Genomic DNA, 21,860 nt, shown 5'->3' with positions numbered 1-21,860 from the left:
GGTGCGGGCCGGCAGCTCCGCCGACTGTGGGCGGGATGCTCGCCCAGAACACCTCCGCCCCCGCCTCGCCCGGCGCGCCTAGACTCGGGCCCCATGAGCACCCCGCAGCCCGACGCCGCCCGCCCCGACCGCGACCGCCTGCCCGAGCAGGTCTCCGACCTCTTCGACCCCACGCGCTGGCGCGTGGTCGAGGGCTTCGACTTCGAGGACCTGACCTACCACCGCCAGGTGGAGCGCGACGCCGACGGCCGCTGGGTGCGCGACCTGCCCACGGTGCGCATCGCCTTCGACCGCCCCGAGGTCCGCAACGCGTTCCGCCCCGGCACCGTGGACGAGCTCTACCGCGCCCTCGACCACGCCCGCATGACCCCGGACGTGGGCACGGTGCTGCTCACCGGCAACGGCCCCTCCCCCAAGGACGGCGGCCACGCGTTCTGCTCCGGCGGGGACCAGCGCATCCGCGGCCGCGACGGCTACCGCTACGCCGAGGGGGAGACGGCCGAGACCATCGACCCGGCCCGCGCCGGACGCCTCCACATCCTCGAGGTCCAGCGCCTGATGCGCACCTCCCCCAAGGCGATCATCGCCGTCGTGAACGGCTGGGCGGCCGGTGGCGGCCACTCGCTCCACGTGGTCGCGGACCTGACCCTGGCCTCCCGCGAGCACGGGAAGTTCAAGCAGACGGACGCCACCGTGGGCTCCTTCGACGCCGGCTACGGCTCGGCCCTGCTCGCCCGGCAGGTGGGCCAGAAGCGCGCCCGGGAGATCTTCTTCACGGCGCGCGAGTACTCGGCCGAGGAGATGGTGGCCATGGGCGCCGTCAACGAGGCCGTGGACCACGAGCGCCTCGAGGAGGTCGCCCTCGAGTACGCCGCGGACATCAACCGTCAGTCCCCGCAGGCCCTGCGCATGCTCAAGTTCGCGTTCAACCTTCCCGACGACGGCATGGCCGGCCAGCAGGTCTTCGCCGGCGAGGCCACGCGCATGGCCTACATGACGGACGAGGCCGTGGAGGGCCGGGACGCGTTCCTGCAGAAGCGCGACCCGGACTGGTCCGCTTTCCCGTACCACTTCTGACCGACCACCACGGCAGGACGGAGACCCGCCCATGCTCGCACTGCTCAACGACCAGCCCATCCTCGTCCTCATGGCCACCGTCGCCCTGGGCGCCGCCGTCGGCACCATCCCCCTGGGCAAGATCCGCCTCGGCGCCTCGGGAGCCCTGTTCGTGGGCCTGCTCGTCGGGGCGGTGCTGCCCGACGTCGGCGACCGGCTGGCCCTGTTCCAGAGCTTCGGCCTGGCCCTGTTCGCCTACCTGATCGGGCTCGGCGCCGGCAAGGTGTTCTTCCGGGACCTGCGCCGCAACCTGCCCCTGATGCTGGCCGCCGTCGTCGTGGTGATCCTCACCACCTTCACGGTGCACCCGCTGGCCGCGCTGCTCAACCTGGACCTGCCGACGGCGATCGGCGTGTGGACGGGTTCGCTCACCGCGACGCCGGCGATGGCGCTGGCGAACCAGCTCACCGGCGGGCAGGCCCCGGCCGTGGGCTATGGGCTGTCCTACCTGGTGGGCGTGGTCGGCACCATCATCGCGATCACCCTGCTCGCCGCCCGCCCGTGGAGCAGTTCCCCGCGCGATCCGGCGCCGGTGACCGACGGCAAGCTGCGCTTCACCGCCGCGGCCGCCACCTCCGCCCTCGCCGTGCGGGAGATCCCCGGGATCTCCAAGGGGCTGGTGCGCGTCGTGGCGCTGCGCCGCGGCGGCGTGGCCCGGATCGCAGGCTCCGCCGACCGGATCGAACCCGGGGACGAGGTCGTCCTGGACGGCACGGAGAAGAACATCGACGAGGCCGTGCAGGCCTTCGGCCGCCGCACCGGCGCCGACCCGGCGCAGGTGATGAACCCGCTGCAGACCTCCATGGTCATCGTCACGGCCCGCGCCCTGGCCGACCGCCGCCTGGGCACGCTGTCCCTGCGCGAGCGCTTCGGCACCGACGTCGCCCGGCTGCGGCGCGACGACGTCGAGTCCCTGGCCACCCCGCAGACCGAGCTCAAGGTCGGCGACCGGGTGCTCATCGTGACCACCGCGCCGCGGATGGAGGCGGTGCGCGACTTCTTCGGCAACTCGACCCGGGGGCTCTCGAACCTGGACTGGATCTCCCTGGGCACGGGCATGGCGCTGGGCTACCTGCTGGGCATGGTGACGATCCCGCTTCCGGGCGGGGCCTCCTTCTCCCTCGGCCCGGCGGCCGGGTGCATCCTCGTCGGCCTCGCCCTCGGTGCGATCGGCCGAACGGGACCCACGGTGTGGGAGCCGTCCACGGAGATCGCGCTGACGCTGCGGCAGTTCGGTCTCATGCTCTTCCTGGGCGTGGTGGGCCTGGCCGCCGGCCCGGCGTTCATCGAGACGGTGTTCACCCGGGTCGGCGGGCTGGCCATCCTGATGTCCGCCGTGCTCACCGCGCTGACCGCGGCCCTGCTCATCGCCGCGGCACGGCTGCTGGGGCAGTCCGTGGATCGCACCTACGGGGCGCTGGCGGGCATCACGGGCCAGCCGGCGATCCTGGACTACGCGCTCTCCCGGTCCACCGACGCCCGCGTGACCGAGGGGTACGCCCAGCTGTTCGCGCTGATCATGGTGGTCAAGATCGCCACCGTGCCGTTCATGCTCTGACCGGCCGGGCGGATCCGGTCCGCCGGGCGGGTCCGTCCGACCGTCGGGCCTCCTACACTCGGGGCCATGCCCGCCACCGCCGATGCCCTCGTCCGCGCCACGGACGCCCTCGCCGCGGCCTTCGACGGCGGCGCCCCCGTCGAGCTGACCGAGGCCGGCGCCGCGCTCCCCCGGCCCGAGGCCCGCGACCCGCGCCGCTGCGGGGACCCGGACGCCGTCGCCGTGGTGCGCACCTCCGGGTCCACGGGCACGCCGAAGCAGATCGTCCTGACCGGTGCGGCCCTGCGCGCCTCGGCCGCGGCCACGGCCCGGCGGCTCGGCGGCGAGGGGGCGTGGCTGCTGGCCCTCGGCGTGCACTACGTGGCCGGGCTCGCCGTGCTCTCCCGCTCGATCGCGGCCGGGACCGCACCGGTGGCCCTGCCACCGGGCCCCTTCACGCCCGCGGCGTTCGCCACCGGGGCGGCCGCCCTGCCCGGCGACGCCGGCCCCCGGCTCGTCTCGCTCGTCCCCACCCAGCTCGCGCGCCTCCTCGCGGCCGACGCCGACCCGGCCGGGCGGGCGGCCCTGCGCTCCTTCGACCGCGTGCTCGTGGGCGGCGCCCGGCTCGATCCCGCGCTGCGGGCCGCGGCCGAGGCGGCGGGGGTGCGTCTCACCGCCACCTACGGCATGGCCGAGACGTGCGGCGGCTGCGTCTACGACGGCGTGCCGCTGCCCGGCGTCGCCGTCGCTGTGGCCCCGGAGGACCCCGACGCCCCGCCGCGCGTGCGCCTGGCCGGGCCCATGGTGGCGGCCGGCTACCTCGACGACCCCGCTCGCACCGCCGCCCACTTCGTCCCCGCCGCGGACGGCGCCCGCGCCTTCCTGACCGAGGACACGGGCGTGCTCTCCCCCACCGACGACGGCGGCGTGCGGCTGGCCGTGACCGGTCGCCTGGACGACGTCGTCATCACGGGCGGGGTGAAGGTGTCCGCGGCCGCGGTGGCCGCGGCACTCGAGGCGCACCCGGGCGTCGCGGCGGCCCACGTGGCCGGCGTGCCGGATCCCGAGTGGGGCGCCCGGCTGTGCGCCGCCGTCGTGCCCGCCCACCCGGCCGCGGCCCCCGACGAGGCCGTCCTGCGCGCCCACGTGCGCGAGGCGCTGGGTGCGGCCGCGGTGCCCAAGACGTGGCTCGTCCTCGACGCCCTGCCCCTGCTCTCCACCGGCAAGACCGACCGGCAGGCCCTGGCCGCCCGGTTCACCGCCGGCTGAGCGTCACCCCGCCCGCGTGGGAGAATGACCCGGGCCCGGCCGACGTCGGGCCCCGGCCGCGCGCCGCCGTCGACCCGGCCCGCCGCGCACCGCTTCCCACCCCGCTCCCCAGGAGGAACCCCCGCCCATGGCCGCCACGCTCTCCCAGTGGGTCGCCGCCGCGCGCCTGCGCACGCTGCCTATGGCGATCGCCCCCGTGATCGTCGGTTCGGCCGCCGCCGCGGAGCTCGGCTCCTTCCACCTCGGCGCGGCGCTGCTGGCCCTCGTGGTGTCGCTCGCGCTGCAGATCGGCGTGAACTACGCCAACGACTACTCGGACGGGATCCGCGGCACCGACGACGAGCGCGTCGGCCCCTTCCGGCTCACCGTCTCCGGTCTCGTGCCTGCGGCCCGGGTGAAGCAGGCGGCCTTCGCGTTCTTCGGCCTCGCCGGGCTGGCCGGCCTGGGGCTCATCCTGCTCTCGGGGCACTGGTGGTTCCTGCTGGTCGGCGTCGCCTGCGTGCTGGCCGCGTGGTTCTACACCGGCGGGAAGCGGCCGTACGGGTACCTCGGCCTCGGCGAGGTGTTCGTGTTCGTGTTCTTCGGGCTGGTGGCCGTCCTCGGCACCACGTACACCCAGGCCGACACCGTGAGCGGCCTGGCCTGGGCTGGCGCGATCAGCTGCGGGCTGATCTCCACGGCCCTGCTCATGGTCAACAACATCCGGGACATCCCCACGGACCGCGAGGTCGGGAAGATGACGCTGGCCGCCCGCCTGGGCGACGGGCCGGCGCGGGCGTCCTACGGCGTCATGCTGGCCGTCGCCCTGCTGCTGCCGCTGTTCTGGGTGGCGGTGCACCCGGGGCTGCTGCTCGTGCCGATCGGCGGCCTGCTCGCGATCCGGCCGATCCGCACGGTGCTGCGCGCCGACGACCGCCGGGCGCTGATCCCGGTGCTGCGCGCGACCGGCGTGATCGGGATCGTCTACGCGATCACGTTCACCCTCGGCGCGCTGCTCTGAGCCGCACGGGATGACGGCGGCATCCGCCCCGTTGCCCCGTGGGGCTCACTCGCGGAACCGGCCCTCCGTGTAGGCGTCCTCGGCGTCCGCGTCGGCGGTCTCGGTGCGGCCCCGGCGGCCCGGGCGGCCCTCCCACGCGGCGGACAGGTCCTCGGTGGCCCCCGTGCGCAGGCGGCCGAGGAAGAGGTAGCTGACCGCGAACGTCAGGATCGTGGCCGCGATCACCCCGAAGATCATCCCGAGGTCCATCACGTAGTAGAACAGCGCCCACAGGGCGACGAAGACGACCACGCGGACCAGACCGTAGAAGAAGATGCGCACCGGTCCATCTTACGAGGACGGACGCCCCGCCCGCCCGCCGACCCCCAGCCCGCGCCTAGACTGGCGGGATGGGCCGCTTCATCATCCCCGCCGCGATCATCCTCGCGGGCCTGACCCTCTACGCGCTGTTCGAGGCGCTGCTGACCCCCGCCCGCGAGGTGCGCAGCCTGCCGAAGACGGCGTGGGTGGCGGTCATCGTGCTCGTGCCGCTCGTGGGGCCGCTGCTGTGGCTGCTGCTCGGCCGCGCCCGCCCGGCCGGCGCGGGCAGCCGCCCCGCGCCCCGGCCCACCGGGGCCCCGGACGACGACGAGGCCTTCCTGCGCAGCCTGCGCGTGCAGCGCCGCCAGGACGCCCGCGAGCAGGACCTGGACCGCCGCGAGGCCGAGCTGCGCGCCCGCGAGGAGGAGCTGCGCCGTCGTCGGGAGCAGGGCGACGACGACGACGCCGACCCGGACGGCGACGGGCCGCGCGCCTGAGGGGCCCCGCCGGACTCAGCCGGGCAGACCCGCGTACGAGTGCAGGCCCGGGAAATACGTGTTGACGATCGTGTAGTTGAACACGATGCACAGGAAGCCCACGATGCTCAGCCACGCGGCGCGGGCACCGGTCCAGCCGCGGGTGGCGCGGGCGTGCAGGTACGCCGCGTACACCACCCAGATCACGAAGGTCCAGACCTCCTTGGTGTCCCAGTTCCAGTAGCGGCCCCACGCGGCCTCGGCCCAGATCGCACCGGCGATCAGCGTGAAGGTCCACATGACGAAGCCGACGGCGTTGAGGCGGTAGGACCAGTTCTCCAGCCCCTGCGCGGCCGGCACGAGGCGCAGGAACGCCCACGAGCGCTCGCCCGCCGCAGCGCGCTTCTCCGCGCGGTCCTGCAGCAGCTGCAGCACGGACATCGCGGCGGTCAGCGCGAACAGCGAGCTGGCCAGCACGGCGATGGACACGTGGATGACGAGCCACGGCGTCTGCAGCGGCGGCTGGAGGTGGCCCACCGGCGTCGGGAAGCCCATGGTGGCCGCGCACATCATCGCCACGACGATGCCGGTGACGAACGTGCCCACGAAGCGCAGATCCTTGCGCAAGAGGAACAGCAGGTAGACGGTCGTGATCACGAGCGCGCCCGTGGTCATGAACTCGTACAGGTTGCCCCACGGCACGCGGTAGGCGGCGAGGCCGCGGGCGACGACGGCGAACGCGTGCAGCGCCCAGCCGACGGCCAGCACGGCCACGGCCACGTTGGCGACCGGGCGGCGGCCGCCGCCCGTGTAGTCCATGTCCTCGTCCACGAGGTCGTCGTCCGCGTCGACGCCGGGCTCGGCGGCGGCCGGCCGGGCCGTGTCGGAGTCGCTCGCGCCGACCGCCGTGGACCCGCCGACGGCGACCCCCACGGTCTCGCGGGCCGGAGCGGTGCGCACCTGCCCGCGCTGGGCCGCGAGGTCGGCCTCGAGGCGGCGGATGGTGACCGAGGCGGTGGCCATGTCGATGGTGAACAGGATGAACGCCGCCGCGTACACGAGCGCGGCGATGAGCATGAAGAGGTCGCTGTACAGCGCCAGCTGCTCGTTCACGGGGGCCGTGGGGTTGAACACTGTCAGTCTCCTGATCGGGGGGTGCGGGGACCGGCGAGGGTCTCGGGGGTGGTTCCAGTGTGGCCGACGGCGGCGGCCGATGCGACGGCCTCCTCCTCGGACTCGGGGGCGGCGACGGGCCACCAGCGCTCCATGGCGGCGCGCAGGGCCACGTGCTCCTCGTGGAGGCCGAACTCCTCGCCGCGGGCGAGTAGCGCGTACTCCACGCGGGTGCGGCCGTCATCGTCGGTGCGGGCGCGGACCCACACGCGGCGGCGGCGGACGAACAGGCTGATCGCCAGGCCGAGCAGGGCGGTGCCGGCGAACACGCCGACGCCCCACTTGCCCGGGTCGTAGACGATGTCCAGGCCGACGTAGCGGCGGACGCCGTCGAAGCTGATGGAGCCCTTGCCCTCGGGCAGCTCGTACGTCTGGCCCTGGCTGAGCACGATGCCGCCGTTCTCGTTCGTGCGGCTGTTGAGCTCGGTGAGGGTCGCGGTGTCCAGCACGTACACGTTCTGCGGGCGGCCGGAGTCCAGGCCGAGGTCGCCGACGTACGAGTTCAGCTGCAGCTGCGGGCGGAGCAGCTCGGGGTCGGCCGAGAACGCGGCGCCCTTCTCGTCCTCCACCGCCGTGGGCAGGAAGAAGCCCACGAAGCCCAGCTGGTCCGGCCGCGCGTCGGGGACCTTGATGGTGGCCTGCGAGCCGTAGTTATTGTCGAACACGCGGGTGACCACGGGGCCCTGGAAGGCCACGTCCCCGGCGCCGTCGCGGATGGTCACCACGGGCGCGTAGCCGTTGCCCACGAGGTAGACGCGCACGCCGTCGATGTCCAGCGGGTGGTTGACCTTGAGGACCTCCTGGTGCGGCTCGGCCTCGGTGCCCTCGCGGACCTCCATGACGGCGGTGTAGTCCAGCGGCTGGCCGTAGTGGGTCTCGGACTCGCGGTCGAACACGGCGTCGAAGGAGTTGAGGGTGAGGGAGAACGGCTGGAGGTCGTCCGCGCTGAAGTAGGTGCCGGGGGTGAAGGAGTCGTAGGCCACGAGGTTGTTGGCGAAGCCCTCGCCCTCCACGATGATCTTCTGCCCGCCGTACTTGGTCATGCCGCCGTAGGCCATGAACACGAGCACGCCGATCAGCGAGACGTGGAACAGGATGTTGCCGATCTCGCGCAGGTAGCCGCGCTCGGCGCCCACGGAGGCGCCGCCGTCCTCGAGGCGCCGCTCCACGCGGTAGCGGCGCTTGCGCAGCCACGCCTGGGCTCTGGCCACGGCCTCCTCGGGGCTCGGGCCGCCCTCCTCGAGGACGACGACGCCGGAGGCCGGCAGGCGCGTCAGGTTGCGGGGGGTGCGGGCCGGGGGCTGGCGCAGGGCCTTGGCGTGCTGGATGGCGCGCGGCCACACGCAGCCCACGAGGGAGACGAACAGCAGCAGGTAGATGGCCGAGAACCAGACGGAGTTGTAGACGTCGAAGAACTGCAGGGCGTCCAGGACGGGGCCCCACACGGGGTTGTCCTCGATCCACTGGTCCACGATCTCGGGGCCGGCACGGCGCTGGGGCACGAGGGAGCCGGGCACGGCGGCGACGGCGAGCAGGAGCAGCAGCATGAGCGCGGTGCTCATGCTGGTCAGCTGGGTCCAGATCCAGCGCAGGGTGCCCGCCAGGCCGAGGCGCGGCAGGGTGACGGGCTCGGAGCGCGTCCGGGCGGCCTTGGAGCTCACAGGGGCATCTCCCATTCGTTGGCGAACCACAGCTGCAGCTGCGTGGTCCAGGCGGTCCAGACGCCGGTGACCATGAGCAGGCCCAGCGCGATCAGCAGGGCGCCGCCGAGGCGCATGATCAGCACGCGGTGCCGCGTGAAGAACCCGACCGCCCGCATGCCGCGCTCCATGCCGAGGGCCATGAGCACGAACGGCAGGCCCAGGCCGAGGCAGTAGAGGAAGGCGAGCAGGGCGCCGCGGCCCACGGAGCCGGAGCTGGCCGTGGACATGGCCAGGACGGCGGCCATGGTGGGGCCGATGCACGGCGCCCAGCCCAGGCCGAAGGTCATGCCCAGCAGGGGCGCGCCGACCAGGCCGGCGGCGGGCTTGAAGTGGACGCGGCGCTCCTGCTGAAGCCGGCCGCCGCCGCCGAGGAACACGAGGCCCATGAGCATCACGAGCACGCCGAGCACGGGGGTGACCCAGGCGCCGTCGCGCCGCAGCCAGACCATGGCCTGGGTGAACACCACGGTGATGCCCACGAACACCACGGCGAACCCGAGTACGAACAGCACGGAGCCGAGCACGAGGCGCCCGCGGCGGCGGCTGGTGAGCACGTCCCCGCCGAGGCCGGTGACGTACCCGAGGTAGCCGGGCACGAGCGGCAGCACGCACGGGGAGAGGAAGGAGATCAGGCCGGCCAGCACGGCGATCGGCGCGGCCAGCAGCAGGGAGCCGTCGAGGGCGATCTCGGCGAAGGGGTTGCTCTGCATGGACACGGCGGCCGGGTCAGGCCGCGGCCTCGTCCACCACGGTGGTGAGCAGGGCGCGCAGGGTGGACTCCTCCACGGCGCCGAGCACGCGGGCGGCCACGCGGCCCTCGACGTCCAGGACGAGGGTGGAGGGCACGGCCTGCGGGGGCACGTAGTCGGTCATGTTCAGGAGCACGTCCCCGCGGGCGTCCTCGATGGACGGGTAGGGGATCTCGAAGGTGCGCTCGAAGGCCTGCGCGGTGGTGGCGGTGTCCCGGACGTTCACGCCGAGGAACCGCACCCCCTGCGGGGCGAACTGCTCGTGCAGGGCCACGAGGTGGGGGGCCTCCACGCGGCACGGGGCGCATGCGGCGTACCAGAAGTTCAGCAGGGCCGGGGCGCCGCGCAGGCTCGCGCCGGTCACGGGGGTGCCGTCGAAGAGCTCGGCGGCGAACTCCACGGGGGCGCCGCGCTCGGCGGGGGCGATCTCCAGGACGGAGCCGTCTCCGGCGATGTAGTTCTTGCCGTCCGCGTTGCCGGCCTGCTGCGTCAGCGAGTCGTCCCCCGAGCACGCCGCGAGGACGGGCGCGAGGCCGAGCAGCGAGAGGCCGGTCAGCACGGTGCGACGGGACGGACGGGGGGTCTGCATGGCGGGCTGCCCTCCAGGGGACGCGCGGGGCTGGATTCCGGGGACCTGGGGAGTCTACTGCCCGCCCCGCATTCTGACTGAACCCTGGACGTCACACCCCCACCCCGTGGGAGGCCGCGGACGGCGCCGTCGACGCCGGCCGCCGTCGGGGCCTCAGGCGCCCGGCAGGGAGGAGGCGTCCTTCAGCAGGGCCTGGTTCGGCTCGTGGTACTCGACGCGCGGCACCCTGCGCCCTTCCTCGTACACGAGCGAGGTCACGGAGGTCAGCGAGCACTCACGGCGGCGCGGGTCGTGCCACAGCGGACGGCCCTCGACGGCCAGGCGCGTCACCCAGATCGGCAGCTGGTGCGAGACGAGCACGGACTCGGCGCCGGGCCCCTCGGCGGCCACGGCCTCGCCGCGGAGCCGGTCGACGACGGCCAGCATCCGGGCGGCCTGCGCGCGGTACGGCTCGCCCCAGGACGGGCGCAGGGGATTGCGCAGCCGGGGCCACAGCCGCGGGTTGCGCTTCAGCGACGCCGCCACCTGGGACATGCCCTCGAAGGCGTTCTCCGCCTCGATCAGGTCCGGCTCGGTGACCAGCGGCAGGTCGAACGCGGCCGCGATGGGCACGGCGGTCTGCTGTGCGCGGGTCAACGGGGAGGCGGCGACGACGGCGGGCGCACGGCCGGTCTGCGCGGCGCGCTCCGCGAACCACGCGGCCACGCCCCGGGCCATCTCGTGGCCGAGCTCCGAGAGCCCGAACTCCGGCAGGCGGCCGTAGAGGACACGATCGGGGTTGTGGACTTCTCCGTGGCGGACCAGGTGGACGGTGGCGAGCGTCTGCATGGGGCCAGTCTGGCAGAGGCGGACCGGTGGCCCCGGCGGTAGCGTGGGGCACAGCTCGGCGCGACCGCGCCGCCACCCCCGTCCGCACCGAGGCGCCGCGAGCGTCGGCGTCGCTAGGAGGCCCCATGTCCGGCACCTCGCCCACCGATCCCCACGGCAGCCAGAACCCGTACGGCGCCGCCCCGCAGGGGCCGACCCCGGGCTCCCCCGACCCGGCGGGCGCGAGCCCGTACGGCCAGAACCCCTACGGCGCACCGCCGGCGACTCCGTACGGCGCCCCGGGCCAGGCGGGGATGCCCCAGGCCCCCTCCCCCAACGGCCCCGCCGGCTGGCAGTCTCCCGGCCCGGTCGAGCTGCCCCCGCGGCCGCGCTCCCTGACGGCCGCGTTCTGGCTGATCGTCTCGGGCGGCCTCCTGCTGCTGGCGACGACCCTGCTGGCGGCCTTCGCCATCACCCAGCCGGAGGGCCAGGCCGCGATCCAGCAGGAGCTGGACCGGTCCGTCGAGCAGATGAATCTGCCCGCCGACCAGGCGGAGCAGATGCGCGCCATGACGGACGGGATGCTTCCGGCCCTCGCCACGACGGCGGCCGTGTTCGGCGTGCTCGCGTTCCTCGTCTACCTGTGGGTGGCGTTCGCGATCCGCGGCGGCTCGCGCGCCGCGCGCATCGTCGGAACGGTGCTGGCGGCCCTGTCCGTGCTGGTGCTGGTCTCCAACGCGGTGATGGGGGCGTTCAGCCCGCTGGACCTGGTGTGGGTGGGCCTCGGCGTCGCCGGCATCGTGCTCGCCTACCGCCCGGACGCCACGGAGTACATGCGGCTGAAGGCCTGGCAGCGCTTCGCGCGCCGCTGAGCCCGCTCAGGCCCGCGGGGCGTCCAGGAGCCGGCCCAGGCGGGCCGGGTCCACGCGCCAGAAGTCGCGCTGGACGCCGTCGACGAACAGCACGGGCACCTCGTCCGCGAACCGCTCGAGCAGGGCCGGGTGCGCGGCGCCGTCGACGGCCTCCCAGGCCTCGCCCCGCGCGTCGCACACCTGCGCCACCGTGGCCTCGGCGTCGGCGCACAGGTGGCAGCCGGGCTTCACGAGCAGCTGGACGCGGGCGGTGGCGGCGGGCAGGTCGGCGGTCATGGCCCCCACTCTACGGATCGCCGTCCACGACGAAGCCGCCGCCCCCGGAAGGGGACGGCGGCTTCGTCTCGTCAGCGCCCGGAGGGCGCGGGCGTCACTTCTTGTTGCGACGCTGGTGACGGGTCTTGCGAAGCAGCTTGCGGTGCTTCTTCTTCGACATGCGCTTGCGGCGCTTCTTGATCACAGATCCCATGGGGACTCCTTGAATCGGGGCGAGGGTCGGCGGTCGTGGGACCGCAGGCATCCGGGGCGCCGGACACGCCGACCCGCATTCCACCGGATGTGGAACGCCTGGAAACGTTCTCGGCCACAATACCGGCCGCACGGGCCGCGGTCGAACCGGGACGCGGGCCGGCTCAGTCGAACCAGGGGTCCAGCCCGTGCAGCGGGAACACCTCGCGGCGCGTGGCCATGATCGACTGGTCCACCGGGTCGGCCGGGTCGTAGCCCACCTCCCACGAGCGCCACCACACATCCGCGTCCTCGCCCATGACGGTGGGGATCCGCTCGGCGTCGTCCCCCTCGTGCACGGACATGTCCCCGGTCAGCTCGTCCGCGGTGAGGGTCCGGACGTGCTCGATCCAGGCGGCGGGGATCTCGCTCTTCACCGGGATCGGGGTCTGCAGGACGGCGGCGGTCAGGTGGGCCCACGCGCGCGGCACCACCCGCAGCGGGTTGTAGCCGCCGCCCCCGGTGGCCAGCCACCGGCCGTGCGCGAACCGGTCGGCCCAGTCGCCGACGTCGAACGCGAGCTGGCGCTGGCCGTCCACGCTCAGCCGCAGGTCGGCGAGCGGGTCCGTGCGGTGACCGTCGCAGCCGTGCTGGCTGACCAGCACGTCCGGGGCGAACGCCTGCAGCAGCGGGGGGACCACGGCGTGGGCGGCGCGCAGGAAGCCGGCGTCGCCGGTGCGCGGGGGCAGCGCGACGTTCACCGCGGTGCCCTGCGCGGCCGAGCCGCCGATCTCGTTGGCGAAGCCCGTGCCCGGGAACAGGCTGATGCCCGTCTCGTGCAGGGAGATGGTGAGCACGCGGGGGTCGTCGTAGAAGATCGACTGCGTGCCGTCGCCGTGGTGCGCGTCCACGTCGACGTAGGCCACGCGCTCCGCGCCGAGGTCCAGCAGGCGCTGGATGGCCACGGCGCAGTCGTTGTAGATGCAGAACCCGGACGCCGAGGACCGGGCGGCGTGGTGCATGCCGCCGGCGAAGTTCACGGCGCGGTCCACCTCGCCGGACCAGATGGCCTCGGCCGCCGCGAGGGAGCCGCCCGCGATCCGGGCGGCGGACTCGTGCAGGTCCGGGAACACGGGACAGTCCTCGGTGCCCAGGCCGAAGCGGCCGTCCTCGGCCGACGACGTCGCCGCGGCCCGGCGGACGGCGGCGACGTACTCGGGGTCGTGGACGAGGGCGAGCTGCTCGTCCGTGGCCACGGGCGGCTCCACGATCCGCACGTGGGGCGCGTCCAGCAGGCCGAACGCCTCCACGAGCCGGTGCGTGAGGTCCAGCCGCAGGGGCGCCATCGGGTGCTCCGCGCTGAACCGGTAGCGGAGCAGGCTGGAATCCCACACCACAGCGGCGGGGGTGGGAGCGGGAGGGGTGGACGTGGTGCTCATCACGGTCCAGCCTAGGGCTCCGGGCGACACGGTGGCGACGATCGCCTCGGATGTCCTGCCCGCGTGACGCGCGGGCCACGGGACGCGCGATACTGGGAGCCGGTCCGTTCCCCGTCCCCCCGCGCAGGAGGTGCCCCGTGGCAGGTCCCCGTCCGACCCCGCACGCCCGCCGCCACGGCGGGGTGCGCCGGCCCGGCGGCCTCCCCCGGCCCGGCCAGGCCTCCACGCTGGAGTCCTCGACCGACCTGCGCACGGTGCTGCGGCGCTCGGGCCGCGCCGTCAGCTCGGTGGTGGGCGGCTCCCCGGCCCGCGCCGCCCTCTCCGCCTTCGCCCTCATGGCCCTGGTGTTCACCGGTCTCCTCGCCCTGCCGTGGGCCGCGGCGGACGGCCACGCCACCCCCCTGCACGACGCCATGTTCACCGCGGTCTCCGCCTTCTCCGTGACCGGTCTGACCACCGTCAACACGGCCGTGCACTGGTCCCCCGCGGGCCAGGTGATCATCCTCGTGGCCATCCAGATCGGCGGCCTGGGCATCCTCTCGATGGCCTCGCTGCTCACGCTGGCCGTCTCCCGGCATCTGGGCCTGAGGTCGAAGCTGGCGACGCAGCAGGCGGGCATGACCTCCGGCAGTCTCGGCGAGGTCGGCCAGCTGCTGCGCGTCGTCGTCGTGACGGTGCTGACCGCCGAGGCCGCGCTGGCACTCGTCCTCGTGCCGCGGTTCGCGGCCATCTCCGGCTCGTGGCTCACCGGCCTGTGGCACGGGGTCTTCTACTCGGTCAGCGCCTTCAACAACGCGGGGTTCACCCTGCACGTGGACGGCCTGCCGGAGATCATGCACGACCCGGTGATCATCACGGTGCTCGGCGTCGGTGTGTTCCTCGGCGCGCTCGGCTTCCCCGTGGTCATGGTGCTGCTGGAGAAGGGGTGGCGATTCCGGGAGTGGAACCTGCACACCAAGCTCACGGTCGAGGTGACGCTGGCCCTGCTGGTGCTCGGCGCCGTCGCCCTCTTCTTCTTCGAGGCGGGCAACCCGGCGACCCAGGCCGGCATGGGCTTCTGGCAGCGGGTCGGGCACTCCCTGTTCGGCTCCGTGATGACCCGCTCCGGAGGCTTCGCGATCGACGACACGAACGCGCACCAGCCCGAGTCCCTGCTGCTCATGGACGCGCTGATGTTCGTGGGCGGTGGGTCCGCCTCCACCGCGGGCGGCATCAAGGTGACCACGCTGGCGATCATGTTCCTCGCGATCGTGGCGGAGGCGCGCGGCGACCGCGAGGTGACGGCGCACGGCCGCACGATCGCCCCCGAGTCCCTGCGCGTGGCCATCGCGGTGCTCGCACTCGGGGCCACCCTCGTGCTCGTGGCCACTCTGGCGCTGGTGCACATCACCGACGAGTCCCTCCAGCGGCCCCTGTTCGAGGTGATCTCCGCGTTCGGCACGTGCGGACTCTCCGTGGGCGTCTCCGCGGAGAGCCCACCGGCCGGCAAGTACGTCCTGACGGCCATGATGTTCGCGGGCCGCGTTGGTACGATCACGTTCGCCGCCGCCCTGGCCCTGCGCCAGCGGCGCGTGCTCTACCGCTACCCCGTCGAGAGGCCGGTCATTGGCTGACACCCCGCAGCGCACCGATCCCAACGCCCCCGTGCTCGTCGTGGGTCTGGGCCGCTTCGGCGCCGCCACGGCCGAGGAGCTCGTCGCACAGGGGCGCGAGGTGCTCGCCGTCGAGCGGGACCCCGTCCTCGTGCAGCGCTACGCCCCCTCGCTGACCCACGTGGTGGAGGCGGACGCCACCGACTCCGAGGCCCTGCGCCAGCTCGGTGCGCAGGACTTCTCGACGGCGGTGGTCGGCGTGGGCACCTCCATCGAGGCATCGGTGCTGATCACCGTGAACCTCGTGGACCTGGAGATCCCGCACATCTGGGTGAAGGCGATCAGCGAGGCGCACGGCACGATCCTCAAGCGGATCGGGGCGAACCATGTGATCTTCCCGGAGCACGACGCCGGCGTGCGCGCCGCCCACCTCGTGAACGGGCGCATGCTCGACTTCATCGAGTTCGACGACGACTTCGCGATCGTGAAGATGTACCCGCCGGCCGAGTGCGTGGGCTTCACGCTCGCCGAGTCCCACGTGCGCTCCAAGTACGGCGTGACCGTGGTGGGCGTGAAGACCCCGGGCGAGGACTTCACCTACGCCCAGCCGGACACCCGGGTGGGCCCGCGCGACACCCTCATCGTCTCCGGGCACACGGACCTCATCGACCGGTTCGCCGCCCGGCCCTGAGGCACGCCGGAGCCGTCAGGCCCCGAACTCCTCGGCCATCTCCTTGTCGCGCTGCGCGGCCGCGTCCATGGCACGGTTCACGAGGTCGCCCATGCCGCCGTCCAGGAACGCCTCCACGGCCTTCTCGGTGGTGCCGTTCGGGCTCATCACGGCCTTGCGCAGAGCCTCGGCCCTGGCCCCCTCCTGCTGGAGCATGATGCCGGCGCCCTTGACGGTGGCCGCGGCCATGGCCTCGGCGGAGGCGGCGTCCAGTCCCATCTCCGCACCGTGGGCGGCGATCAGCTCGGCCAGCAGGAACACGTAGGCCGGGGCGGAGCCGGCGGTGGCCACCACGGCGGAGAGCTGCTCCTCGGCCACCGGCACCACCAGGCCGGAGCCCTCGAAGAGAGCGCGCACGGCGGTGGTCTGCTCCTCGGTGACGCCCGGCCCGGGGGCCACGCCCACGACGCCGGAGCCCACCGTCAGGGGCGTGTTCGGCATGGTCCGCACGATCGGCTGCCCCGCCGGCAGCACGGCGGCCATGGTCGCGGCGGTGACGCCGGCTGCCACGGACACCACCACGGTCTCGGGGCGCAGCGACGGCGCCAGGTCCGTGAGGGTGGCGACCATGTCCTTCGGCTTCACGCCCACCAGGACGATGTCCGCCTCAGCGACCGCGGCATGGTTGGTGCGTTCGTCCCGCTCCTGGGAGGTCACCGTGACGCCGTGCTGCGCGGCGGCCTTCTCGGCGGAGGCGGCGGAGCGGGTGGTGGCGGTGACGTCCTCGGCGCGCACGGCGCCGGCGTCGAGGGCTCCGGCGAGGATCGCGCCGGTCATGGTGCCCAGGCCCAGGATGGTCAGCTTCATGGTCGGTCCGTCTCCTTCGTGGTCGGGCGCGGAACGCCGTCGTCGTCGTGGTGGTCGGTCCCGCCGGCGGCCAGGTGCTCGCGCGCGAAGGCGAGCGAGGCGGCCAGCTTCTCCTCGCGCTGGCCCGCGTACTCCACGCCGCGGGTGCCCACCTCCACGCACACCGCACCGGCCAGGCCCTCGGCCGCCAGGTGGCGCAGGGTCTCGGCCACGCGCTGCGTGCCCTCGCCGGGGACCAGGTGGTCGTCCTTGCCGGAGTCGTTGCCGTCGGTGAGGTGGACGTGCCGCAGCCGCGGGCCGAGCTCGCGGACGGCCGCCAGGGAGTCCGCCCGCGCGATGGCCGCGTGGGAGAAGTCCCAGCAGATGTGCTCGTACGGCTCGGGCAGCGGGTTCCAGTGCGGCAGGTACATCTTGGCCTCGCGGCCGTAGGCCCGCCACGGGTACATGTTCTCCACCGCGATCACCACGCCGGTCTCCGCCATGAGCTCGTGGATGCCCTCGGCGAAGCGCACCGCGTACGTGCCCTGCCAGCGGAACGGCGGGTGGGCGACCACGGTGGCCGCACCCACGGCCTGCGCCAGCTCCACGGAGCGGCGGATCTTGGACCACGCGGAGCCCCAGACCTGCTGCGTGAACAGCAGGGTGGGGGCGTGGATGGAGTCGATGGGCATCCCGTGCCGCTCGGACAGCCGCGTCAGCCGCCGCGCGTCCTGGCTCCACGCGTTGTGCGTGACCATGACCTCCACGCCGTCGTAGCCGAGGTCCTCGGCGGTGGCGAACACGTCCTGGGTGCCCAGGGGGAACACGGACGAGGAGGACAGGGTCACGGGGATGTCCGCGCCGAAGCGCGCCGCGGGGGCCAGGTGCGCGGTGGCGACCGCCATGCTCAGCGCACCCCCAGGCTCAGTCCCGGCAGGAGGGTGTCCGGGTTGAGGTTCACGTGGCCGACGCCGGGCAGGCCATCCCGGGTGAGATGGCCCTCGAGCATGAGCGCGTCGAGGCGGTTGAGGATCAGGCCCTCGCGCAGCGCCCACGGGCAGATCTCGAGCTGGGCGATGCCGAACGTGCGCATGGCCGTCAGCGCGACGATCGCCCCCGCGAACACCTGATGCGCGCGCACGTCCGAGACACCGGGCAGCTCCGCCCGCTCCGCGATGGTCATCGCCGCGAGGCGGTTCACCCACAGGTGCAGGTCGTCCGCGCGCAGGTGCCGCTTCACGAAGGGCCCCGCCGCCGACGGCGCCGCCCCGGTGATCCGGGCGAGGGAGCGGAACGTCTTCGAGGTGGCGGTGACCACCACGGGCGACTCGATGCGCGGGAAGACCGTGTACGCCTCCTCGAGTCGCTTCTCCACGTGCTTGCGGAGCTTCTTCACCGCCTTGGGGCTGGGCGGGTCCTCGGGCACCCAGTCGCGGGTGAGGCGGCCGGCGCCCAGCGGCAGGGACAGGGCGTGCGAGGGCAGCTCGTCCTGGCCGTAGGCGATCTCGAAGGAGCCGCCGCCGATGTCGAAGTTCAGGATGGAGCCGGCGTCCCAGCCCTGCCAGCGGCGCACGGCGAAGTACGTCATGGCCGACTCCTGGTCCCCCGTGAGCTCGGAGAGGTGCACACCGGTCTCGGCCTGCACGCGGGCCAGCACGGCGGCGCCGTTCGCGGACTCGCGGATCGCCGAGGTGCAGAACGAGATCATGTCCTCCGCCCGATGCTCCTCCGCGAACGCGGCCGCCTCACGGACGAAGTCCACGAGCTCCCGCTGACCCTCCTCCGTGATCGCCCCGTCGGCGTCCTGGTAGCGGATCAGCGGGAGGGAGCGCTTGTGCTCCGCGTAGGCGACGGGGCGGGCCCCCGGGTGGGCGTCCACGAGCAGCAGGTGAACGGTGTTGGAGCCGATGTCCAGGACGCCGAGGCGCATGGCGCTCAGGCCTTCTTCCGCGCGGTGGTCCTCTTGGCCGGGGCCTTGCGCGCCGCCGGCTTCTTGGCACCGCCGCGGGTGGCCGGGCCCTTGGCGCGCTTGTCCGCGAGCAGCTGGTAGGCCTCCTCCGCCGTGAGCTCCTCGGGCTGGCGGTCGCGCGGGACGGTGATGTTGGTGACGCCGTCCGTGATGTACGGGCCGAAGCGGCCCTCCTTCACGGTGACCTTCTTGCCGGAGACCGGGTCCTCGCCGAACTCGGCCAGCGGCGGCTTGGCGGCCCCGCGGCCACGCTGCTTCGGCTGGGCGTAGATCTCGAGGGCCTGCTCCTGCGTGATGCTGAAGATCTGGTCCTCGGACTCGAGCGAGCGCGAGTCAGAGCCCTTCTTCAGGTAGGGCCCGAAGCGGCCGTTCTGGGCGGTGATGACCTCGCCCTCGGCGTCCGCGCCCACGACGCGCGGCAGGGACATCAGCTGCAGCGCCTGCTCGAGGGTCACGGTGTCCACGGACATGCTCGTGAAGAGGGAGCCGGTGCGGGGCTTCTCCTTGGCCGGCTTCTTCTTCGGCTTGGGCTTGCCGTTCTTGTAGTACTCGGTGGGCTGCGCGTCGAGCCAGGCCTGCAGCTCCTCCTCGGTCATCTCGGGGATGACCTCGGTGACGTAGGGCCCGTAGCGCCCGTCCTTGGCGACGACGGTCCGGCCCGTCTCCGGGTCCGTGCCGAGCTCGCGCTCGGAGGGCTGGGCGGTGGCGAACAGCTCCTCGGCCTTGGCCGGGGTGAGCTCGTCCGGGGCCAGGTCCTCGGGGACGTTGGCGCGCGGCGGGGTCGCGCCCGCCTCCGCGTCGGCCGGCAGCGACCGCTCCAGGTACGGACCGTACTGGCCCACCCGCAGGGTGATGTCCTCGGTGATCGGCAGCGAGTTCACGGCCCGCGCGTCGATCTCGCCGAGGTTGTCCACCACGTGCTTGAGGCCCTCGACGCCCTTCTCCGTCTCCGCGGCGGGGGCCCCGAAGTAGAAGGTCTGCAGCCAGGCCTCGCGGCCGAGCTCGCCCGCGGCGATCCGGTCGAGGTCGTCCTCCATGCGGGCCGTGAAGTCGTAGTCCACGTACTTCGCGAAGTAGTCCTCGAGCAGGCCGATCACCGCGAACGCGGTCCACGACGGGACGAGCGCGGTGCCGCGCTTGGACACGTAGCCGCGGTCCATGATCGTGGAGATCGTCGGGGCGTACGTGGAGGGCCGCCCGATCTCGCGGCGCTCCAGCTCGGCGACGATCGACGCCTCGGTGTAGCGGGCCGGCGGGGAGGTCTCGTGCCCGGTGGCCTCGATCGGGTCACCGGTGAGACGCTCGCCCTGGGCCACCTGCGGCAGGCGGCGGTCCTTGGCCTCCGCGTTCTCGCCGTCGACCTCGGCGTCCCGGCCCTCCTCGTACGCGTCGAGGAAGCCCTTGAACGTGATGACGGTGCCCGAGGCACTGAACTGCGCGAGGCGGCCGTCCTGCGCGGCGGCCGAGAGCCGCAGCGTGGCGGTGTAGCCCTTGGCGTCGGCCATCTGCGAGGCCACGGTGCGCTTCCAGATCAGCTCGTACAGGCGGAACTCGTCCGGGCGCAGCTCGGCCTTGACCTGGGCCGGGGTCCGGAAGGAGTCCCCCGCGGGCCGGATGGCCTCGTGGGCCTCCTGCGCGGTCTCGTTGCGCTTGGCGTAGACGCGCGGCTGGGCCGGCACGGCGTCCGCCCCGTAGAGCTCGGTGGCCTGGCGCCGGGCGGCCTGCACGGCCTCCTGCGAGAGGTTCACCGAGTCCGTGCGCATGTATGTGATGTAGCCGTTCTCGTACAGGCGCTGGGCCACCTGCATGGAGACGCGGGAGCTCATGCGGAGCTTGCGGGCGGCCTCCTGCTGCAGCGTGGAGGTGGTGAAGGGGGCGGCCGGACGGCGGGTGTACGGCTTGTCCTCCACCGAGTCGACCGTGAAGTCCGCCCCGCGCAGACCCTCGGCCAGCGAGCGGGCGCCGGCCTCGTCCAGGTGGGTCACCTTCTTGCCGGCGGAGGCCTTGAGCCGCCCGGCGTCGTCGAAGTCGCGGCCCGTGGCCACGCGCTGGCCGTCCACCGTGCTGAGGCGGGCCGTGAACGAGCTGCCCACGGCGTCCGCGGCCTGCGCGCCCTCGGCCACCGTGAAGGTGCCCTCCACGCCCCAGTAGTGGGCGGAGACGAAGGCCATGCGCTCCCGCTCGCGCTCGACGACGAGGCGGGTGGCCACCGACTGCACGCGGCCCGCCGAGAGCCCGCGGGAGACCTTGCGCCAGAGCACCGGCGAGAGCTCGTAGCCGAACAGGCGGTCGAGGATGCGGCGCGTCTCCTGGGCGTCCACGAGGGCCGTGTCCAGCTCACGGATGTTCTCCAGACCGCGGCGCACGCCCTCCTTGGTGATCTCGCCGAAGGTCATGCGGTACACCGGCACCGTGGGCTTGAGGGTGTCCAGCAGGTGCCAGGCGATGGCCTCGCCCTCGCGGTCCGCATCCGTGGCGAGGTAGAGGGCCTCGGCGTCCTTGAGCTCGCGCTTGAGCTCGGTGACCTTCTTCTTCTTGTCCGGGTGCACCACGTAGTACGGGGTGAAGCCGTGCTCCGTGTCCACGGCGAACTTGCCGAACGGGCCCTTCTTCATCTCCGCCGGCAGGTCCGAGGGCTTGGGCAGGTCGCGGATGTGCCCCACGGAGGAGTCCACCACCCAGCCCTCGCCCACCGCGTTGAGGTACTTCGCGATGGACTTGCTCTTGGCCGGGGACTCCACGATGACCAGCTTCTTGCCCGAGGGCACGGGAGCGGTCACGGAAGCGGGGGGAGTGGACAACGGGTCCTCCTGGGACGGGATTGCTGCGGATCCGGGGCCGACGCGAGCCGACCCGCGTCCGCCGCGGACGGACGTCCCCACATCGTAGGGCGCGCTGACCACGATAACGCCCGGCGTCCCCGCGCCCGCCACCGCCCGATCGTCAGCCCTCCACCAGGAACCCGTCCTCGTACAGCTCCCGCAGCGCGGCCAGCAGGCCGGCCCGCCCGACGTCGTCCAGCTCCAGCAGCGCGGCGACCGCGCCCACCAGCTGCCCCACGGACAGCTCGCCGTCGGAGGCGGACAGCACGCCCGCCGTCGCGGTGTCCAGGCGCGCCACGCGCCGGAACCCGGAGCCCTGCCGGGCCAGGATCACCTCGGGGTGCTCCGCCCCGAACCGCTGGTGCCGCTCTTCCGTGACGTCCGCGGCCACGCGCAGGTGCAGGCCCCGCAGCGCGGCCAGGGCCGGGTCCCCGACGGCGTCCCCGGCCCCGGCGCCCGCGGCGAGCCGGTCCCGGCGGGCGAC

General features: G+C 73.6%; 21 protein-coding genes and 1 pseudogene. 8 read left to right on the top strand and 14 right to left on the bottom strand.

What is annotated here, in order from left to right; translation table 11 throughout:
* The first annotated feature begins 93 nt into the window (after window positions 1-93).
* The 4 genes from SJ20_RS02950 (at window position 94) to SJ20_RS02935 (ending at window position 4,922) form a co-directional block, all read left to right on the top strand.
* Window positions 94-1,077, top strand: a complete 984-nt coding sequence (locus tag SJ20_RS02950) for a 1,4-dihydroxy-2-naphthoyl-CoA synthase (RefSeq protein WP_044658900.1) — start codon at window positions 94-96, stop codon at window positions 1,075-1,077.
* Window positions 1,078-1,108: 31 nt separating this feature from the next.
* On the top strand, window positions 1,109-2,674 hold the full coding sequence (locus SJ20_RS02945; RefSeq protein ID WP_044658899.1) for an aspartate:alanine exchanger family transporter: 1,566 nt from the start codon (window positions 1,109-1,111) through the stop codon (window positions 2,672-2,674).
* Window positions 2,675-2,740: 66 nt separating this feature from the next.
* Window positions 2,741-3,922 (top strand): AMP-binding protein, encoded by a 1,182-nt coding sequence (locus SJ20_RS02940; RefSeq protein WP_044658898.1) that lies wholly within the window; start codon window positions 2,741-2,743, stop codon window positions 3,920-3,922.
* Between the two features lie 127 nt (window positions 3,923-4,049).
* Window positions 4,050-4,922 carry a 1,4-dihydroxy-2-naphthoate polyprenyltransferase gene (locus tag SJ20_RS02935; RefSeq protein ID WP_044658897.1) on the top strand — a complete coding sequence of 291 codons (873 nt, stop codon included), beginning with the start codon at window positions 4,050-4,052 and terminating at the stop codon, window positions 4,920-4,922.
* A gap of 45 nt (window positions 4,923-4,967) precedes the next feature.
* Here SJ20_RS02935 and SJ20_RS02930 read toward each other — a convergent pair whose 3' ends face one another.
* Window positions 4,968-5,243 (bottom strand): DUF4229 domain-containing protein, encoded by a 276-nt coding sequence (locus SJ20_RS02930; RefSeq protein WP_010080315.1) that lies wholly within the window; start codon window positions 5,241-5,243, stop codon window positions 4,968-4,970.
* Between the two features lie 68 nt (window positions 5,244-5,311).
* Between SJ20_RS02930 and SJ20_RS02925 the strand changes: the two genes are divergently transcribed.
* Window positions 5,312-5,719, top strand: coding sequence for a PLDc N-terminal domain-containing protein (locus tag SJ20_RS02925; RefSeq protein WP_044658896.1), 408 nt, complete (start codon window positions 5,312-5,314; stop codon window positions 5,717-5,719).
* 15 nt (window positions 5,720-5,734) lie between these two features.
* Here the strand turns inward: SJ20_RS02925 and ccsB are convergent, their stop codons facing one another.
* From ccsB to SJ20_RS02900, 5 genes are all read right to left on the bottom strand, one after another.
* On the bottom strand, window positions 5,735-6,832 hold the full coding sequence (ccsB, locus tag SJ20_RS02920) for a c-type cytochrome biogenesis protein CcsB (protein ID WP_044658895.1): 1,098 nt from the start codon (window positions 6,830-6,832) through the stop codon (window positions 5,735-5,737).
* A 2-nt stretch (window positions 6,833-6,834) separates the two neighbouring features.
* Window positions 6,835-8,532 (bottom strand): cytochrome c biogenesis protein ResB, encoded by a 1,698-nt coding sequence (locus tag SJ20_RS02915; protein WP_002856343.1) that lies wholly within the window; start codon window positions 8,530-8,532, stop codon window positions 6,835-6,837.
* Window positions 8,529-9,284, bottom strand: coding sequence for a cytochrome c biogenesis CcdA family protein (locus SJ20_RS02910; protein WP_036334702.1), 756 nt, complete (start codon window positions 9,282-9,284; stop codon window positions 8,529-8,531). Before SJ20_RS02910 ends, SJ20_RS02915 begins: the two co-directional genes overlap by 4 nt.
* A gap of 16 nt (window positions 9,285-9,300) precedes the next feature.
* On the bottom strand, window positions 9,301-9,912 hold the full coding sequence (locus SJ20_RS02905; protein ID WP_002856341.1) for a TlpA disulfide reductase family protein: 612 nt from the start codon (window positions 9,910-9,912) through the stop codon (window positions 9,301-9,303).
* Window positions 9,913-10,065: 153 nt separating this feature from the next.
* The gene (locus tag SJ20_RS02900) at window positions 10,066-10,740 is read right to left on the bottom strand and encodes a histidine phosphatase family protein (protein WP_044658894.1); all 675 of its coding nucleotides are present in this window, start codon (window positions 10,738-10,740) and stop codon (window positions 10,066-10,068) included.
* A gap of 125 nt (window positions 10,741-10,865) precedes the next feature.
* Here SJ20_RS02900 and SJ20_RS02895 point away from each other — a divergent pair, with 125 nt between their 5' ends.
* Window positions 10,866-11,591, top strand: a complete 726-nt coding sequence (locus SJ20_RS02895; protein ID WP_044658893.1) for a hypothetical protein — start codon at window positions 10,866-10,868, stop codon at window positions 11,589-11,591.
* A gap of 6 nt (window positions 11,592-11,597) precedes the next feature.
* On the opposite strand, the gene SJ20_RS02890 is transcribed toward SJ20_RS02895, so the two are convergent.
* From SJ20_RS02890 to SJ20_RS02885, 3 genes are all read right to left on the bottom strand, one after another.
* The gene (locus SJ20_RS02890; RefSeq protein WP_002856337.1) at window positions 11,598-11,867 is read right to left on the bottom strand and encodes a glutaredoxin family protein; all 270 of its coding nucleotides are present in this window, start codon (window positions 11,865-11,867) and stop codon (window positions 11,598-11,600) included.
* 94 nt (window positions 11,868-11,961) lie between these two features.
* Window positions 11,962-12,060, bottom strand: a complete 99-nt coding sequence (locus tag SJ20_RS11670; protein WP_005504750.1) for a 30S ribosomal protein bS22 — start codon at window positions 12,058-12,060, stop codon at window positions 11,962-11,964.
* A 163-nt stretch (window positions 12,061-12,223) separates the two neighbouring features.
* Entirely contained in the window at window positions 12,224-13,477 is a 1,254-nt protein-coding gene (locus SJ20_RS02885; protein WP_044658892.1) for an acetoin utilization protein AcuC, read from the bottom strand.
* Between the two features lie 137 nt (window positions 13,478-13,614).
* On the opposite strand from SJ20_RS02885, the gene SJ20_RS02880 reads away from it, so the two are divergent.
* Window positions 13,615-15,090 carry a TrkH family potassium uptake protein gene (locus tag SJ20_RS02880; RefSeq protein ID WP_044658891.1) on the top strand — a complete coding sequence of 492 codons (1,476 nt, stop codon included), beginning with the start codon at window positions 13,615-13,617 and terminating at the stop codon, window positions 15,088-15,090.
* On the top strand, window positions 15,083-15,760 hold the full coding sequence (locus SJ20_RS02875) for a TrkA family potassium uptake protein (protein WP_002856329.1): 678 nt from the start codon (window positions 15,083-15,085) through the stop codon (window positions 15,758-15,760). The genes SJ20_RS02880 and SJ20_RS02875 overlap by 8 nt, the downstream gene beginning before the upstream one ends.
* Window positions 15,761-15,775: 15 nt before the next feature.
* Here the strand turns inward: SJ20_RS02875 and proC are convergent, their stop codons facing one another.
* The 5 genes and pseudogenes from proC to SJ20_RS02850 form a co-directional block, all read right to left on the bottom strand.
* On the bottom strand, window positions 15,776-16,606 hold the full coding sequence (gene proC, locus SJ20_RS02870) for a pyrroline-5-carboxylate reductase (protein ID WP_002856327.1): 831 nt from the start codon (window positions 16,604-16,606) through the stop codon (window positions 15,776-15,778).
* On the bottom strand, window positions 16,603-17,490 hold the full coding sequence (locus tag SJ20_RS02865; RefSeq protein WP_044658890.1) for a sugar phosphate isomerase/epimerase: 888 nt from the start codon (window positions 17,488-17,490) through the stop codon (window positions 16,603-16,605). The genes proC and SJ20_RS02865 overlap by 4 nt, the downstream gene beginning before the upstream one ends.
* A 2-nt stretch (window positions 17,491-17,492) precedes the next feature.
* Entirely contained in the window at window positions 17,493-18,515 is a 1,023-nt protein-coding gene (locus tag SJ20_RS02860; RefSeq protein WP_002856323.1) for an exopolyphosphatase, read from the bottom strand.
* A 5-nt stretch (window positions 18,516-18,520) separates the two neighbouring features.
* Window positions 18,521-21,355: a type I DNA topoisomerase gene (gene topA / locus SJ20_RS02855; protein WP_044658889.1), complete on the bottom strand. Its 2,835-nt coding sequence runs from the start codon at window positions 21,353-21,355 to the stop codon at window positions 18,521-18,523.
* 142 nt (window positions 21,356-21,497) lie between these two features.
* A pseudogene (locus SJ20_RS02850) lies at window positions 21,498-21,860 on the bottom strand (methyltransferase); the annotation flags it as partial.

Source organism: Micrococcus sp. MS-ASIII-49, assembly GCF_000946635.1.
Classification (GTDB): Bacteria; Actinomycetota; Actinomycetes; order Actinomycetales; family Micrococcaceae; genus Micrococcus; species Micrococcus luteus.
Note: the sequence above shows the minus strand (reverse complement) of the source record. Positions and strands in the feature narration are given on the sequence as shown.